General features: G+C 76.9%; 1 protein-coding gene. It reads left to right on the plus strand.

Annotated elements, in window-relative coordinates:
* Positions 1-116: 116 nt before the first annotated feature.
* The gene (locus ACZ6KF_RS11160) at positions 117-18668 is read left to right on the plus strand and encodes a non-ribosomal peptide synthetase (protein WP_469238184.1); all 18552 of its coding nucleotides are present in this window, start codon (positions 117-119) and stop codon (positions 18666-18668) included.
* Positions 18669-18675: the final 7 nt, after the last annotated feature.

Genomic DNA, 18675 nt, shown 5'->3' on the forward strand with positions numbered 1-18675 from the left:
GCCGCGTCCCCCTCCCCGTAACGCGCGGACCCCCGCACCGCCCCGGTGCGCCCGCGGGCTGCCGACCGGCCCGCCGGGCCCGCGCGCCGCCGCCACGCCCGAAGGACGACACCTCCATGACGGACCTGCACGACCAGCGCACACCGGAGCCCGCCGCGCCCCCGGCCGGCACCGAGCACGCCACCCGGCACGTCCCCCTCGGCGAGCTGTTCGCCGCGTGGGTGCGGCGCGACCCGCACGCACCGGCGGTGACCGACGGCCGGCGCACCTGGTCCTACCGGCAACTGGCCCGGCGCGCCGAGCGGCTGGCCGGCCACCTCGTCCGCGCCGGCGCCGGACCGGAACGCACCGTGGCCCTGGTGCTGCCGCGCTCCATGGAGCTGATCGCCGCCGAACTCGCCGTGTCCCTCGCGGGCGCCGCCTTCCTGCCCGTCGACCCCGGCTACCCCGCCGAACGGCGCGCGCTGATGCTCACCGACGCGGCGCCGGCCGTCGTACTGGACGATCCCGCCCGGGTGCGCGCCCTGCTGGAGGAGGAACCCGCCGGCGCGGCGCCCCCGTTCGAGCGCCCGCTGCCCGACCAGGCGGCGTACGTCATCTACACCTCCGGCTCCACGGGCACCCCCAAGGGCGTCACCGTCACCCACCGCGGCATCGGCGGCTTCACGGCGGCCGCCGCACGGCGCTACGACGTCGGCCCCGGCGACCGCGTGCTGCAGTTCTCCTCGCCCAGCTTCGACGCCTCCGTGCTGGAGCTGTGCATCTCCGTGCTGTCCGGCGCCCTCCTGGTCGTCCCGCCGGACGGGCCCTGGCTCGGCGACGAACTGGCCGCCGTCCTCGACGAGCACCGCATCAGCCACACCCTGATCCCCCCGGCCGCCCTGGCCACCCTGCCCGACCCGGCGGACCTCGGCGGCGTCCCCCGTCTGCGCACGCTGATCGTCGGGGCCGAGGCGTGCCCGGCCGCGCTCGTCGACCGGTGGGCGCCCGGCCGCCGCATGATCAACTCGTACGGCCCGACCGAGGCCACCATCGTCGCCACCTGGACCGGACCGCTGACCGCGGGCACCGGCACCCCCGCCATCGGCGGCCCCCTGCCCGGCACCGAGGCCCACGTCCTCGACCCGGCGATGCGGCCCGTGCCCCCCGGCGCCGAGGGCGAACTGTACGTCGGCGGCGACGGGCTGGCCCGCGGCTACCTCGGCCGTCCCGGCCTCACCGCCTCCCGGTTCGTCGCCCACCCGTCCGGCCCGCCCGGCGCCCGGCTCTACCGCACCGGCGACCTCGTGCGGCAGCGCGCCGACGGCGAACTCGAGTACCTCGGCCGGGCCGACCGGCAGGTCAAGGTGCGCGGCTTCCGCATCGAGCCCGGCGAGATCGAGGCGGCGCTGCTGCGCGACCCGGCCGTGCGCGAGGCCGTCGTCGTGGTCCGCGAGGAGGAACCGGCCCGCGGCCGGCTCGTCGGCTACGTCACCCCCGCCGACGCGGCCGCCCGCCCCGAACCCGCCCGGCTGCGCACCGCCCTCGCCGCCGCCCTCCCCGCCCACATGGTCCCCTCGGCCGTCGTGGTCCTGGACGAACTCCCGCTCACTCCGCAGCACAAGATCGACCGCAGAGCCCTGCCCGCCCCGGGCAGCGTCAGATCCGACGGCCACGTCGAGCCGCGCACCGACCGGGAGCGGGCGCTCGCCGCGATCTGGGCCGACGTCCTCGGCGTCGACGCCGTCGGCGCGACCGACGACTTCTTCGACCTGGGCGGCGACTCGATCCTCGCCGCCCGCGCCCTGTCCCGCATCCGCGAGGACCTCGGCGCCCGCCTGTCCGTGCGGGACGTCTTCACCGCCCGCACCGTCGCCGGGCTCGCCCCCCTCACCGCCGCACCGGACGCCGCCGCGCCGCCGGAGCCGATCCCGGCCGTCCCGCGCGACCGGCCCGTCCCGCTGTCCGGCGCACAGCGCCGTCTGTGGTTCCTGGACGACCTCACCGACGGCGGCACCGAGTACAACACCGGCGTCGCGCTGCGGCTGCGCGGCCCGCTCGACGAGGCCGCCCTCGGCCGCGCCCTGGACCGGCTCGCCGCCCGCCACGACTCCCTGCGCACCACCTTCGCCACCGTCGACGGCCAGGGCGCCCAGACCGTCGCGCCCCACGCGGCCCTGCCCCTGCGCACGGCGGACGTCCCGCCCGTGCCCGACGACCGCCGCGACGAGGCCGTGGAGCGCCTGCTCACCGAGGAGCTGAGCCGCCCCTACGACCTGACGACCGGCCCCCTGACCCGCGCCCTCCTCGTCCGCCGTGCGGCCGAGGACCACGTCCTGCTGCTGGCCCAGCACCACATCGTCACCGACGGCTGGTCGGTGGGCGTCCTCACCCGCGACCTCGCGGCGCTCTACCGCGCGGAGGCGGACGGCGAACCCGACGGTCTGCCCCGGCCGGCCGTGCAGTACCCGGACTTCGCCGCCTGGGAGCAGCGGCGGCACACCGAGGACGCCGACGCCGACGACCTCGCCTACTGGAAGCGCCACCTGGCCGGCCTCCAGCAGCTGGAACTGCCCACCGACCGGCCCCGCCCGCCCGTGCGCACCACCGCCGGCGCGGCACTGCGCCACCACCTCCCGCGCGGACTCGTCGAGCGGCTGCGCCGGTTGGCGGCGGGCCGGGGCACCACCGTGTTCACCCTGTACGCCGGGGCGGCGGCCGTGCTGTTCTCCCGCCACTCGGGGCAGCGGGACGTGGCGTTCGGGACCGTCACCAACGGGCGGGGCCGCCGCGAACTCGAGGACGTCACCGGCTTCTTCGCCAACACCGTGGTGCTGCGCGGCGAGGTGGACGACGCCACCACGGTCGACCGCTTCGTGGAGTCCATGCGCGCCACCGTGCTGGACGCCTTCGCCCACGACGGGGTGCCCTTCGACCGGGTGGTCGAGGAACTCGCCCCGCCGAGGGACCCCAGCCGGACCCCGCTGGTGCAGGTGATGGTGGTGCAGCAGACGGCGCCCGTCCGGCCGCCGCTCGCCGCCGGGGTGCGGATCGAGGAGCATCCGCTGCCCCGCCCGGCCGCCCGCTTCGACCTGGTCCTGGAGTTCGCGCCGCGCGCCGACGGCGGCTGCGAGCTGACGGCCGAGTTCAACACCGACCTGTTCGACGCGGGCACCGTGGCCCGCATGACCCGGCAGCTGCACCGGCTGCTGGAGGGCATGGCCGACGGCCCGCAGCGGACGCTGGCCGAACTGCCCCTGCTCTCGGACGACGAGTGGCGCACCCTGCTCGACTCCTGGAACCCGCCCGCCCCGCCCGCCGGACCGGGCGACACCCTGCCCGCGCTGTTCGAGGCCCAGGCGGCCCGCACCCCCGACCGGACCGCCGTGACCTGCGGCGCCGTCCGCCTCGACTACGCCGAGGTCAACCGGCGCGCCAACCGGCTCGCCCGGCTGCTCGCGGCCCGCGGCGCCGGCCCCGAGTCCCTGGTTGCGCTCTGCCTGCCCCGCTCGGCCGACCTGGTGCCGGTGCTGTGGGCGGTGCTGAAGTCGGGCGCCGGCTATCTCCCGGTCGACCCCGCCTACCCGGCCGAGCGCATCCGCCTGATGCTCGCCGACGCCGCCCCCGCCCTGGTCGTCGCCACCCGGGAGACGGCGCACGCGCTGCCCGAGGGCTGCGCGCCGCTGCTGCTGGAGGACGCGACCCAGGCCCCGGACCCCGCCGACGCCGGCGACCTCACCGACGCCGACCGCACCCGCCCCCTGCACCCGGCCCATCCCGCGTACGTCATCTACACCTCCGGGTCGACCGGCCGGCCCAAGGGCGTCGTCGTCGCCCACCGCAGCGCCGCCGAGCTGGCCGTGTGGGCGCGCGAGCGGTTCGGGCCCGAGCGGCTGTCGCACGTCGTCGCCTCCACCTCCCTCAACTTCGACGTGTCGGTCTTCGAGCTGCTGTGCCCGCTCACCGCGGGCGGCAGCGTCGAGGTCGTCGCCGACCTGCCCTCCCTCGCCGACGCCGAGACGCCGCGCCGGGCCGGACTCCTCAGCGGCGTCCCCTCGGTGATCTCCCGGATGCTCGCGGCGGGCACAACGCCCGTCGAGGCGGACACGGTCGTACTGGCCGGGGAGGCGCTGCCCGCGCAGACCCTGCGGGACCTCAAGAACGCCATGCCCGCGGCCGAGGCGGCGAACCTCTACGGCCCCACCGAGGCCACCGTCTACGCCACCGCCTGGTTCGCCGACGGCGCCGTGCCCGACCACGCCCCGCCGATCGGCCGGCCCGTCGCCCGCACCCGCGCCTACGTCCTGGACCGGCTGCTGCGCCCCCAGCCGCCCGGCGTCCCCGGCGAGCTGTACCTGGGCGGGGGCGGACTCGCCCGCGGCTATCTGCGCCGCCCCGGCCTGACCGCCGCCCGCTTCGTCGCCGACCCGTTCGGCGCGCCGGGGGAGCGCATGTACCGCACCGGCGACCTGGTGCGCTGGAACGCCGCGGGCGAGCTGGAGTACCTCGGCCGGATCGACCAGCAGGTCAAGGTGCGCGGCTTCCGCATCGAACTCGGCGAGGTCGAGGAGACCCTGCTGCGCTGCGCCGGCGTGGCCGAGGCGGCGGCGAGCGTCCGGGAGGACGACGGCAACCGCCGCCTGATCGGCTACGTCGTCCCGGCGCCCGGCGCCCGCGTGGAACCGGAGGCGGTGCGCCGCGAACTGGGCCGCACCCTGCCCGACTACATGGTGCCCTCGGCCGTGCTGGTGCTGCCCGCCCTGCCGCTCAACCCCAACGGCAAGCTGGACCGCGGCCGGCTCCCCGACCCCGGCCCCGCCGCGCCCGCCGCGCGCCACGTCGCCCCGCGCACCCCCACCGAGCGGACCCTCGCCGCGATCTGGGCGGACGTCCTGCACGTGGAGCGGGTCGGGGCGGACGACAACTTCTTCGCGCTCGGCGGCGACTCCATCCTCTCCATCCAGGTCGTGGCCCAGGCCAGACAGGCCGGCCTCACCGTCACCTCCCGCGACGTCTACCGGCACCAGACCGTCGCCGCTCTGGCCCGCTGCGCCGACGCCGCCGCAAGCCGGCGGCCCGCCGTCGCCGCGGCGCCCGTCGAGCCCACCGGCCCCGCGCCGCTGACGCCCATCCAGCGCTGGCTCTTCGACAGCGCCGCCGACCGCGCCGGGCACTTCGCCCAGGCCCTGTCGGTGGAGCTGCGCGAGCCCGTGGACACGGCCGCGCTCGAGAACGCCCTCAACGACCTGGTCGCCCACCACGACGCCCTGCGCTCCCGTTTCGTCCCCGGCGACGACGGCGTGCGCTGGCACATCGACGCCCACGCCCCCCGCTTCCGGCTCGCCCGCCACACCGGCCCGGAGGCCGCCACCCCGCACTTCGGCCCCTTCGACCTGGCCCACGGCCCGCTGCTGCGCGCGGTCCTGCACGACCGCGGCCCCGGCCTGCCCGCCGTGCTGCACCTGGCCGTCCACCACCTGGTGGTCGACGGCGTGTCCTGGCGGCTGCTGCTGGAGGACCTCGACCGCGCCTACCGCGCCCGCAGCGCCGGCCTGGACGGCGCGGCGGCCCTGCCCGGCAAGTCCTCCCCGCTGCGCCAGTGGGCCGAGCGCCTCGCCGCGCACGCCGCGTCGGGCGGATTCGACGACGAACGCGCCTACTGGACCAGGGCGACGGAAGGCGCCGTCGCCGCCCTCCCCGCCGACCGGACGGGCGCCGGCGCCTACGCCTCCGCCCGCTCGGTCACCGTGCGGCTCGGCGCCGAGGACACCGAGGCGCTGCTGCGCACCCTTCCGGAGACCTACCGCACCCAGGCCAACGACGTGCTGCTCGCCGCCCTCGGCCGGGTGCTGTGCGGCTGGACCGGGCACGCCGGCGTACTCGTGGACGTCGAGGGACACGGCCGCGAGGAGCTGTTCGCCGACGTCGACACCAGCCGCACCGTCGGCTGGTTCACCACCCGCCACCCGGTCGCCCTCGCCGTCCCGCCGGACGCGCCCTGGGACGCCGTGCTCAAGCAGGTCAAGGAGCAGCTGCGGGCCACACCCCGGCACGGTCTCGGCCACGGCGTCCTGACCACCCTGCCGGACGCCGGCGCCCGGCTCCCGTCCGAGCCCGCGCAGATCAGCTTCAACTACCTCGGCCGCATCGCGCTGCCGCAGACCCCGGACGGTCTGTACGCGGCCCCGCTGCGCCCCCTCGAGCTGGACGCCGACCCCCTCGCCGCACGTCCGCACCCGCTGGAGGTCGTCGGCCAACTCGACGGCGACGGCCTGGAGTTCACCTGGTTCTACTCCGACGAGCTGCACCGGCGGGAGACCGTCGCCGGCCTCGCCGAGCGGTTCGCCGCGGCGCTCGCCGACCTCGCCCGCCACGCCGCCACTCCGGGCGCCGCCGGACGCACCCCGTCCGACTTCCCGCTGGCCCCGCTCGACCAGGCCGCCGTCGACCGGATCGCCGGCGACGACCCCGCCGCGGTGGAGGACGTCCACCCGCTCACGCCCACCCAGGCCGGGATGCTCTTCCACCGGCTCTCCCAGGACGACCGGGGCGTGTACTTCCAGCAGCTCACCTTCGTCCTCGACGGGGTCACCGACCCGGGCCTGCTGGCGGACGCCTGGCAGCAGGTCGCCGACCGCACGCCGGTGCTGCGCTCCCGCGTCGTCTGGCAGGACGTGCCCGAGCCGCTGCTCGTCGTGGAGCGCAGGGCGGCCGTGCCGGTGGAGCGGCTGGACTGGCGCACCCTGTCCGACGCCGAACGCGACGGCGCCCTGCGCGAGCTGCTCGACCGCGACCGGGCCCGCGGCGTCGACCTCACCCGCGCCCCGCTGCAACGGCTCACGCTGGCCCGGCTCTCCGACGGCGCCGTGCGGGTCGTGTGGTCCTTCGACCACCTGATCCTGGACGGCTGGAGCCTCTTCCAGGTCCTCTCCGACGTCTTCGCCCGCCACGCCGCCCTGTCCGGCACGGCCCCGGACGGGCCGCTGCCCGACCGCCGCCCCTTCCGCGACTACGTGGCCTGGCTGCGCGAGCGCGACGACCGCGCCGAGGCCGAACGGCACTGGCGCGCCCGGCTGGACGGCCTGAGCGAGACGACCGCCCTGCCCTACGACCGCGAGCCGCGCGAGAGCCACCGCGCCGAGTCCACCGAGGCCGTGCGCGTCACCGTGCCCGAGGGGACCACCCGCGCGCTGGAGTCCCTCGCCCGGTCGGCCGGCCTCACCCTCAACACCCTGGTGCAGGGCGCCTGGGCCGTGCTGCTGGGCCGTCAGGCGGCCCGCGACGAGGTGGTGTTCGGCACCACCGTGTCCGGCCGGCCGCCCGAGCTGCCCGGCGCCGAGTCCATGAACGGCCTGTTCATCGCGACCCTGCCCACCCGCGTGACCGTGCCCCGCGACGGGACCCTGCTCGACTGGCTGGCCCGGCTCCAGCAGGAGCAGAGCGAGGACCGCCGCTTCGGCCACGTGCCCCTGCACCGGATGAGGGCGCTGACCGGACTCCCGGAACAGGCCCCCCTGTTCGACAGCATCGTGGTCTTCGAGAACTACCCGGTCGACGACGGACTCGCCGCCGCGCACGGACTGCGGCTGACCGGCCTGGACGGCGTCGAGACCACCAACTACCCGCTGAGCCTGGTGGCCTACCCCGGCGCCGCGCTCACCCTGCGCCTCGGCTACGACCCGGACCTCTTCGACACCGCCACCGTCGAGCGCCTGGCCGAGTACCTCGCCGTCCTGCTGGAGAACGTCGCCGCCGCGCCCGGGAGCGCCCCGGCCCGGCTGCCGCTGCTGACGCCCGCCCGCCGCGAGCAGGTGCTCCACGCGTGGAACGACACCGCCACCGACGCCCCGGCGGCGACCACGGCCGCCCTCTTCGCCGCGCAGGTACGACGCACCCCGGACGCCCTCGCGCTGCTGGCCGGCGACGAGCGGCTCACCTACCGGCAGCTCGACGACCGCGCCCGGACGCTGGCCGCACGGCTGGCCGCGCTCGGGGTGCGGCCCGAGGTCTGCGTCGGCGTCCTGATGGACCGCTCGGCCGCCCTGGTCGTCACCCAGGTCGCCCTCGCCCGCCTCGGCGGCGTCTACGTCCCCCTCGACGGCCGGGCCCCGCGGGAGCGGCTGCGCACCATGCTCCGCGAGGCCGGCGCCGGCCTGCTGCTCGCGGACGGCGCCTGGGAGGAGACCGCCGCGGACCTGCTGCCGGACGGCCGGGTGCTGCGACCCGACACCGAGGCCGCCGACGCGCACGCACCCGACCCCGCGTTCCGGGTGGACCCGGACAACGTGCAGTACCTGATGTTCACCTCCGGCTCCACCGGCGCCCCCAAGGGCGTGGCCGCCCGCCAGCGGGACGTGGCCGCGCTCGCCCTCGACCGCGCCTTCGCCGGCCACGACCGGGTCCTGGTGCACTCCCCGCACGCCTTCGACGCCTCCACCTACGAGGTGTGGACGCCGCTGCTGCGCGGCGGCACGGCCGTGCTCGCCCCGCCGGGCGACCTGGAGGCCGCCGCCGTGCGCCGCGCGATCGGCGAACAGGGGGTGACCTGCCTGTTCCTGACGGTGGGTCTGTTCCGTCTGCTCGCCCAGGAGGACCCCGCGTGTCTGCGCGGCGCACGGGAGGTGTGGACCGGCGGCGAGGCCGTCCCCGGATCCGCCGTACGGCGCGTGCTGGACGCCTGCCCCGATCTCACCGTCGTGGACGTGTACGGCCCCACCGAGACCACCACCTTCGCCACCCGGCGGGCCTTCCGCGCCCACGACACGCTGCCCGCGACGCTGCCCATCGGCCGCCCCCTGGACGACACCCGCGTCTACGTCCTCGACGCCGCGCTCCAGCCCCAACCGCCCGGCGTGCCCGGCGAGCTGTACCTGGCCGGCGCCGGACTGGCCCGCGGCTACGCCGGACGCCCCGGCGCGACCGCGGCCCGCTACCTCGCCGACCCGTACGGCCCGCCCGGCTCCCGCATGTACCGCACCGGCGACATCGTGCGCTGGAGCGCGGACGGCGAACTGCACTTCGTCGGACGCGCCGACGACCAGATCAAGATCCGCGGATTCCGCGTGGAACCCGCCGAGATCGAGGCCCGGCTCACCGCGCTCGGCGAGATCGCCGAGGCCGTGGTGTCGGCCTTCCGGCACGCGGGCCGCACCCGCCTGGTCGCCCACCTGGTGCCCGCCCCCGGCGCGGCCGTCCCGCCGGCGGCCGAGCTGCGCGACCGCCTCGCGGGCGAACTGCCCGACTACATGGTCCCGGCCGCGTTCGTCACCGTCGCCGAGCTGCCCCTGACCGCGAACGGCAAGGTCGACCGGCGCCGGCTGCCCGACCCGGACCTCTCGGCCGCCGCCGACACCGCCTACCGGGCGCCGAGCAGTGACGCCGAGCGGGTGCTCGCCGGCATCTGGGCCGAACTCCTCGGCGTGCCGCGGGTCGGTGTGGACGACAACTTCTTCATGCTGGGCGGCGACTCGATCGTCAGCATCCAGGTCGTCTCCCGCGCCCGCACCGCCGGGCTCGCGCTCTCCCCGAGGGACCTGTTCCGGCACCCGACGCTCGCCGCCCTGGCCACCGCCGCGACCGGGGCCGCCGCGACCGTCGCGGGCACCGGACCGGTGAGCGGCGAGGTCGGGCTCACCCCCATCCAGAGCTGGTTCCTGGACGCCGAGCCGCCCCGGCCGGAGTACTTCAACCAGTCCGTGGTCGTGGAGACGCCCGAGGACGTCGACGCCGACGCGCTGAGCGCGGCCCTCGCCGCCCTGTGGGCCCACCACGACGCCCTGCGCGCACGGTTCGCCCGCGCGGCGGACGGGAACTGGCGTCAGGAATACGCCGCCCCGGACACCGAGGCCCCGGGGCTGCTGCGGGCGCACGACCTGAGCGGCCTCGACACGGAGGCGGCCGAGGCGGCCGAGGCGCGCTTCTCCCACGAGGCCCACACCGGCTTCCGGCTGGAGACCGGCCCGCTGATCGCCGCCCGGCTGTTCACCCGCGCGGGCCGCCCCGCCCGCCTGCTGCTGACCGCCCATCACCTGATCGTGGACGGCGTCTCCTGGCGCATCCTCCTGGAGGACCTGGAGACCGCCTACCGGCAGGCCCTGGCGGGGGAGCCGATACGGCTGCCGCAGCGCACCACCTCCGTGCGGGAGTGGGTGCGGCGCCTCGCCGAACGCGCCGGCGAGTCGGACCTCGCCGCGCAGCGCGCCCACTGGCAGGCCGTGTCACGGCACTGCGCCGACCCGCTGCCCGTCGACCTCGACGGCGGCAACACCGCCGCCGACCTGCGCGCCGTCACCGTGCGTCTGGACCGCCGGCGCACCGACGACCTCCTGCGCAAGGTCCCCGGCGTCTACCGCACCCGCATCGACGACGTCCTGCTGACCGCCCTCGGCCGGGTGCTGGCCGACTGGACCGGACGCGGCACGGTCGCCGTGGGCCTGGAGGGCCACGGCCGCGAGGACCGCCTCTTCGACGACCTCGACCTGTCCCGCACGGTCGGCTGGTTCACCAGCCTCTTCCCGGTCGCCCTCGCACTGCCCGACGGCGGCTGGGGCGACGCGCTGAAGTCCGTGAAGGAGCAACTGCGGGCCGTGCCCGACCGGGGCGTCGGGTACGGCGTCCTGCGCCACCTCGCGGGCGACGGGCCGCTCGCCGCCGCGCCCATGCCCGGCATCAGCTTCAACTACCTGGGCCGGTTCGACTGGTCCGCCGACACCGGAGCGCTGGTCCGCGCCGTGCCGGGCGGCCTGGACGGCGCCGAGGACCCCGGCTCGCCGCGCCCGCACCTGCTGGACGTGGTGGCCCGCGTCGAAGGCGACGAGCTGGAGATCGCCTGGCACTACAGCGCCGGACGCCACCGCGAGGAGACCGTCGCCGCGCTCGCCGAGGGCATGCTGCGCTCGCTGGAGGAGATCGTCGCGCACTGCGCCGCACCCGGCGCGGGCGGCCGTACGCCCTCGGACTTCCCGCTGGCCCGGCTCGACCAGGCCGCCGTGGACCGCGTCGTCGGCGACGGGCGCACGGTCGAGGACGTGTACCCGCTCACGCCGATGCAGGCCGGGATGCTCTTCCACAGCCTCCTGGACCCCCAGGCCCGCACCTACGTCAACCAGGTGCAGGTCGTGCTGCACGGCGTCACCGACCCGCACGCGCTCGCCGAGGCCTGGCGGCGCACCGCGGACGCCAACCCGATCCTGCGCACCCGCCTGGTGTGGCAGGAGACCGCCGAACCCCTCCAGGTCGTGGAGCGCCGGGCCGTCGTGCCCGTCGCCCACCACGACTGGACCGCACGGTCCGAGGCACGGCGCGCCCGGGACATGGAGGCGCTGCTCGACGCCGACCGGCGGGCCGGGATCGACCTCGGCGCGGCCCCGCTGATGCGGCTCGCGCTGATCCGGCTCGCACCGGACCGGGTGCGCATGGCGTGGACGTTCCACCACGTCCTGCTCGACGGCTGGAGCGCCGCCCAGGTCTTCGACGAGGTGTGCGAGCGGTACGCGGCCCTGACCACCGGCCGCCGCCCGCACGTTCCCGACCGGGCGCCCTTCGCCGGCTACCTGCGCTGGCTGGCCGGCCAGGACACCGGCCGCGCCGAGCGCTACTGGCGCGAGACCCTCGCCGGGTTCGCCGTCCCCACCGAACTCCCGCGCGACAGGCGTCCCGCCGAGGCCCACCGCGCGTCCTCCTCGGGCACGGTCCGGGTGTCCCTCGGCCGGGAGGTGTCGGCCCGGCTGAAGGAGACCGCGCAGCAGGCCGGGCTGACCGTCAACACGGTGCTCCAGGGCGCCTGGGGACTGCTGCTGCACCACTACGGCGGCGGCGACGACGTCGTCTTCGGCACGACCGTCTCCGGCCGCCCGGCCGAACTGCCCGGCGTCACCTCCATGGTGGGCCTGTTCATCAACACCGTGCCGACCCGGCTGCGGATCGACGGGAGCCGGCCCGTGCTGCAGTGGCTCGGCGAGGTGCAGGCCGCCCAGTCGGAGGCCCGACGGCACGACTTCGTCTCCCTCGCCCAGTTGCAGACGTGGAGCGACGTCCCGGGCGGGGCGAGCCTGTTCGACAGCATCGTCGTCTTCGAGAACTACCCCTTCGACGCGGACGCGCTGGCCCGGCACGGACTCGCCGTCGAGATGGAGAGCGACCTCGAGCCGACCAACTACCCGCTCAGCGTGGTCGTCGCTCCCGGCGACGACGTGACGGTCTCCCTCGACTACGACCCGGCGGCCTTCGACGCCGCCACCGTCGAAGGCATCGGCGCGAGCCTGCGCACCCTGCTCACGCAGATCACCGCCGACACCGGCCGCCGCCTGGCCGACCTCGCCCCGCTCGACCCGGCCGACGCGCGCCGGCTGCTCGACCGGTTCGCCGGTCCGGTGGCCGAGCTGCCGCGCCGCACCCTCGCGGACGCCTTCGCGGCCCAGGCGGCCCGCACCCCGGACGCCCCCGCCGTGACCGCGGGCGCCGACCGGCTCACGTACCGGGAGCTCGACGAGCGCGCCAACCGCGTGGCCCGCCTCCTCGTCGAGGCCGGCGCCGGGCCCGAGCGGTTCGTCGCACTGGCCCTGCCCCGCACCGCCGACCTGATCGTGGCGCTCCTCGCGGTCCTCAAGAGCGGCGCCGCCTACCTGCCGGTCGACCCCGGGCACCCGGCCGAACGCATCGCCTTCCTCTTCGACGACGTACGCCCCGGCGCGGTGATCACCTGCGCGGAGACGTCCGGCCGGCTGCCCGACGGCCCGCACACGCGGATCGTCCTGGACGACCCGGACTGGGCCGCACGCCTGGCCGCCGCGTCCCCCGCCCCCCTCGGCGACGCCGACCGGCGCGGCCCGCTGCTGCCGGACCACCCCGCCTACGTCATCCACACCTCCGGCTCCACCGGCCGGCCCAAGGGCGTCGTCGTCCCCCACGCCTCCGTGGTCGCGCTGACCGACTGGGCGGCGGGCGAGTTCACCGGCCGGGGGCTCGGCCACGTGGTGGCGTCCACCTCGCTCAACTTCGACGTGTCGGTGTTCGAGATCCTCTCGCCGCTGCTGTCCGGCGGGCACGTGGAGGTCGTCCGCGACCTGCTGGCGCTCGCCGAACGGCCCGGCCCGTGGCGGGCGGGACTGCTCAGCGCGGTCCCCTCCGCGCTGGGCCGGCTGCTCGCCGAGGGCACCGTGCGCGTCACGGCCGACACCGTGGTCCTCGCCGGGGAGGCGCTGCCCGCGCGGGCCGTGCGCCAGGTGCGCGAGGCGATACCCGGCTGCCGCGTCATGAACATCTACGGCCCCACCGAGGCCACCGTCTACGCCACCGCCTTCACCTGCGACCCGGCCGACCCCGACCGCGTCCCGCCCATCGGCCGGCCCCTCGGCGGCGCCCGCGCCTACGTCCTGGACGCCCGGCTGCGCCCGGTGCCGCCCGGCGCCCCCGGCGAGCTGTACCTCGCCGGCACCGGAGTGGCCCGCGGCTACCTGCGCCGGCCCGGACTGACCGCGTCCCGCTTCCTGGCCGACCCCTACGGCCCGCCCGGCAGCCGCATGTACCGCACCGGCGACCTGGTCCGCCAGTCGGCCGACGGCGACCTGGTCTACCTGGGCCGAGGCGACGACCAGGTGAAGGTCCGCGGCTTCCGCATCGAACTCGGCGAGGTCGAGGCCGCCCTCGCCCGGCACCCGCAGGTGGCGCAGGCCGCCGCCCGCGTCGTGGAACAGGACGGCCACAAACGCCTCGTCGGCTACGCCGTGCCCCGGGGCGGCGACGCGCCCGCGCCGGCCGACCTGCGCGCCTTCCTCGCCCGCACCCTCCCCGACCACCTGGTCCCGGCCGTGGTGGTGCCGCTGGAGCGGCTGCCGCTGGGCGCCACCGGCAAACTGGACCGGCGCGCGCTGCCCGAACCGCGGTGGTCCGCCCCCGCCTCGGAAGGCGGACGCCCGCCCCGCACCGGCGCCGAGCACACCCTCGCCACGATCTGGTCCGAGGTGCTGGGCGTGCCCGAAGTCGGCGCGGACGACAACTACTTCGCGCTCGGCGGCGACTCCATCCTCGGCATCCGCATCGTCTCCGCCGCCCGCCGGGCCGGCCTCGCGCTCACCCCCCGGCACCTGTTCCGGCACCAGACGGTCGCCGAACTCGCCGCAGCCGTCGAGGAGTCCGACGCCGGGACCGCGCCCGCCGCCGACCAGGGGCCGGTCGTCGGGGACGTCCCGCTCACCCCCGTACAGCACTGGATGTTCGACACCCTCACCGGCGACCCGGCCCACTTCACCCAGGCCGTCTCCTTCCAACTGGCCGCCGACGCCGACGAGTCCGCGCTGCGGGAGGCGCTCGCCGCGGTGCTGGAGCACCACGACGCCCTGCGCCTGCGCTACGACCCGGCCGGCGACGGGCGGTGGCGCCAGTACGGCACCGCGCCCGGCGACGCCCCCCACCTGGAGGTGCACGAGGCGCCCGAGGAGGCCCAGGCCGTGGCCGCCGGCCTGTGCGCCAGGTTCGACCTGACGCGGGGCCCGCTGCTGCGGGCGGCCCTGTGCCGCCCCGGCGAGGACCGGCCGCCGGTGCTGCTGCTGGCCGCCCACCACCTGGTCGTCGACGCCGTGTCCTGGCGGGTGATCCTGGAGGACCTCGACACCGCCTACCGCGCCCTGCGCGCCGGCTCGGCGCCCGACCTCGGCCCGAAGACGACGTCCTTCCGGGACTGGGCCCGGCGCCTGGCCGCCCACACCGCGGCCGGCGGCTTCGACGACGAGATCGCCCACTGGAGCGCCCTGCGCCCCACCCCCCTGCCCACCGACCTCGACGGCGGCAACACCGCCGCCGACGAGGAGACGGTGACCGTGAGCCTCGGCGGCGAGGACACCCGCCGCCTCCTCCAGGACGTCCCCGACGTCTACCGCACCCGCGTCAACGACGTCCTGCTGTGCGCCCTCGGCCGTGTCCTCGCCCGCTGGACGGGGCAGGACCGGGTGGTGGTCGCCCTGGAGGGACACGGCCGCGAGGACCTGTTCGACGACGTCGACCTCGCCCGCACCGTCGGCTGGTTCACCACCATGCATCCCGTCGGCCTCGACGTGCCGCGCGACGCCGGCCCCGGCGCGGCCCTGAAGTCCGTCAAGGAGAGCCTGCGGGCCGTGCCGCGCGGGGGACTGGGCTACGGCGCCCTGCGCCACCTGCGCCCCGAGGCGGCCGGCGAGCTGCCCGAGCTGCCCCAGGTCGGCTTCAACTACCTGGGCCGGCAGGACTGGGACGCCGCCCCGGGCGGCCTGCTGCACGCGCCCCACGGCGGCCTGACCGGAGGCATGGACCGCTCCGCCGAGCGGCCCCACCTCATCGACGTCCTCGGCCGGGTCGCCGACAAGCGGCTGGAGTTCACCTGGTCCTACTCGCGCGGCGTGCACCGGCCCGACACCGTCGCCCGGCTGGCCGCCGAGACGGCCGAGGAACTGCGCGAGATCGTCCGGCACTGCGCCGAGCCCGGCGCGGGCGGCCGCACCCCCTCGGACTTCCCGCTCGCGGGGCTCGACCAGGCGGCCGTCGACCGGCTCGTCGGCACCGGACGCGACGTGGTCGACGTCTACCCGCTCACGCCCACCCAGACCGGCATGGTCGTGCACGCCCTGGACGAACCCGGCGAGGGCCTCTACACCGAACAGATCACGTTCGTGGCGGACGGCGTGCGCGAGCCGGGGCTGCTGGCCGCCGCCTGGCAGCACGTCGTGGACCGCACGCCGGTCCTGCGCACCGCCGTCGCCCTGCACGGGGTGCCGGTCCCGCTCCAGACCGTGCACCGCCACGCCGTCCTGCCCGTCGCCCAACTCGACTGGAGCGCCGTGGCGCCGGCCGAGCGGGAGGAGCGGCTGCGACGGCTGCTCGACGAGGACCGCGCCCGCGGCGTCGCCCTCGACCGGCCCCCGCTGCTGCGCGTCACCCTCATCCGGCTCGGCCCGGACCGGGTGCGCGTCGTGTGGACCTTCCACCACGTCCTGCTGGACGGCTGGAGCGTCTTCCACGTCCTGGGCGACGTGCTGGCCGCGCACGCCGCGCTCGCCGCCGGAACCGAGCCGCGACTGCCGGACCGCCGTCCCTTCGCCGACTACGCCGCCTGGCTCGCCGCGCGGGACACCGCCGCCGCCGAGGAGCACTGGAAGGCCGCCCTCGCCGGATACACCGCGCCCACCCCGCTGCCCTACGACCGCAGGCCCGCGCCCGGGGCCGCCGCCCGCTCGGGCACCTGGCTGTCGCGGCGGCTCGGCGCGCACGGCACGGCACGGCTGACCGACTTCGCCCGCCGGCACCGCCTCACCCTCAACACGCTGGTCCAGGGTGCGTGGGCGCTGCTGCTGGCCCGCTGGAGCGGCGAGCGCGAGGTGTGCTTCGGCACGACCGTCTCCGGGCGGCCCGCCGACCTGCCGGGCGCCGACACCATCACCGGCCTGTTCATCACCACCCTGCCCGCCCGGGTCGCGGTGGACGAGGACGCGCCCTGCGCCGCGTGGCTGCGCGACATGCAGGCGGCACGGGCGGAGGACCGGCGCCACGACCACGTACCGCTGTCCGAGCTGCACCAGTGGAGCGAACTTCCCTCCGGCACCTCCCTCTTCGACAGCCTGCTGGTCTTCGAGAACTACCCGGTCGGCGACGCCACCGCCGGCGCGCACGGCGTCCGCATCCACGACCTCGACGCCCGCGAGGCCACCAACTACCCGCTCACGGTGGTGATCTCGCCCGGCGACGACCTGAGCGTCGAACTCGGCTACGACCCCCGCTACTTCGCGAAGTCCACCGCCGACGCCCTCGCCGCCCGGCTGATGCACGCCCTCGCCGCCCTCGCCGACGCCGACGACCCGGCCCCGCTGCACGCGGTGGACGTGCTGCCGCCCGCCGAACGCGAACGGCTGCTGCACGGCCCCGCCCGCCCCGAACTGCCGCCCGTGCCCCCGGCGACGCTGCCCGCGCTGACCGAGGCCGCCGCCGACCGCCGGCCGGACCGGCCCGCCCTCGCCACGACGGACACCACGCTGACCTTCGCCGAGGTGGAGGCGCACACCAACCGGCTCGCGCACCGGCTCATCGCGCGCGGCGCCGGACCCGGCGACATCGTCGCCCTCGTCCTGCCGCGCTCGGCGGACATGGTCCTCGCCCAGCTCGCCGTCGCCAAGGCCGGCGCCGCCTTCCTGCCGGTCGACCCCGGCTACCCGGCCGACCGCGTCGCCCTGATGCTGAGCGACGCCGACCCCGCCGTCACCCTCACCGCCGACGAGGTCGCCGCCCTGCTCGCGGCCCCGCCGGACGGCGTCCCCGGCCACCGGCCCACCGACGCCGACCGGGTCCGCCCCCTCGACCTGGACGACCCGGCGTACGTCATCTACACCTCCGGCTCCACCGGCACGCCCAAGGGCGTCGTCGTCACCCACCGCGGACTGGCCGCGTTCGCCGCCGCCGAGGCCGCCCACTACCGGGTCGGCCCCGGCGACCGGGTCCTCGCCTTCGCCACGCCCAGCTTCGACGCCTCCGTGCTGGAGCTGTGCATGTCCCTGCCGAGCGGCGCGGCCCTCGTCGTCCCGCCGCCCGGCCCGCTGCTCGGCGCCGAACTGGCGGACGTCCTGCGCACCGGACGCATCACCCACACGCTGCTGCCGCCCGCCGCGCTCGCCACCCTCCCGCCAAACACGCCCGGCACCCTGCCCGACCTGAACACCCTGATCGTCGGCGCGGACGCCTGCCGGGCCGAACTCGTCGCCCGCTGGGCCCCGCACCACCGGATGGTCAACTCCTACGGGCCCACCGAGGCGACCGTCGTCGCCACCTGGTCCGACCCGCTGGAACCGGACGGCGCCGCACCCCCCATCGGCCGCCCCCTGCCCGCCACCGCCGCCTACGTCCTCGACGCCCGGCTGCGCCCCGTGCCCGACGGCGTGCCCGGCGAACTCTGGCTCGCCGGACCGGCCCTGGCCCGCGGCTACCTGGGCCGCCCCGGACTGACCGCGTCCCGCTTCCTGGCCGACCCCTACGGCCCGCCCGGCAGCCGCATGTACCGCACCGGCGACCTGGTCCGCCGCGACGCCCGCGGCGAACTGCACTACCTGGGCCGCACCGACCACCAGCTCAAACTGCGCGGCCACCGCATCGAGGCCGGCGAGGTCGAGGCCACCCTCGTGCGCCACCCCGCGGTGCTCGACGCGGTGGTGAGCGTCCGCGAGGACGAACCCGGCCTGCCCCGGCTGGTGGCCCACCTGCTCGCCGCGCCCGGCGCCGACCGGCCCGCCGGTGCCGAGCTGCGGGCCTTCGCCGCCCGCACCCTGCCCGGTCACATGGTCCCCTCGGCCTTCGTGGTCCTGGACCGCTTCCCGCTGACCGAGAACGGCAAGACCGACCGGGCCGCCCTGCCCGCCCCGGCAGCCGGGACCGAGCCCCCGGCCGCCGGTCACGTGCCGCCGCGCACGCCCACCGAGGAGGTCCTGGCCGACCTGTGGGAGGAGGCGCTGGAGACCACCGTCGGCGCGGAGGACGACTTCTTCGCCCTCGGCGGCGACTCCCTGCGCGCCCTGCTCATCTCCTCCCGCGCCGGCGAGGCCTTCGGCGTGTCCCTCACGCCGCGGGACGTGCTGGTCACCCGCACCGTCGCCGCCCTGGCGGAGCTGGTGGAGGAGCAGGTGCTGAGCGAACTCGAAGACGCCGTACGCGGCGACAGCGACCACGACGAACGGTGAGGACCGA

The sequence above is a fragment of the Streptomyces sp. NPDC046379 genome, assembly GCF_055587785.1.

Excerpts from the sequence above, each read along its gene's own strand:
- ACZ6KF_RS11160 (WP_469238184.1), top strand. The coding sequence starts at position 117 with ATGACGGACCTGCACGACCAGCGCACACCGGAGCCCGCCGCGCCCCCG.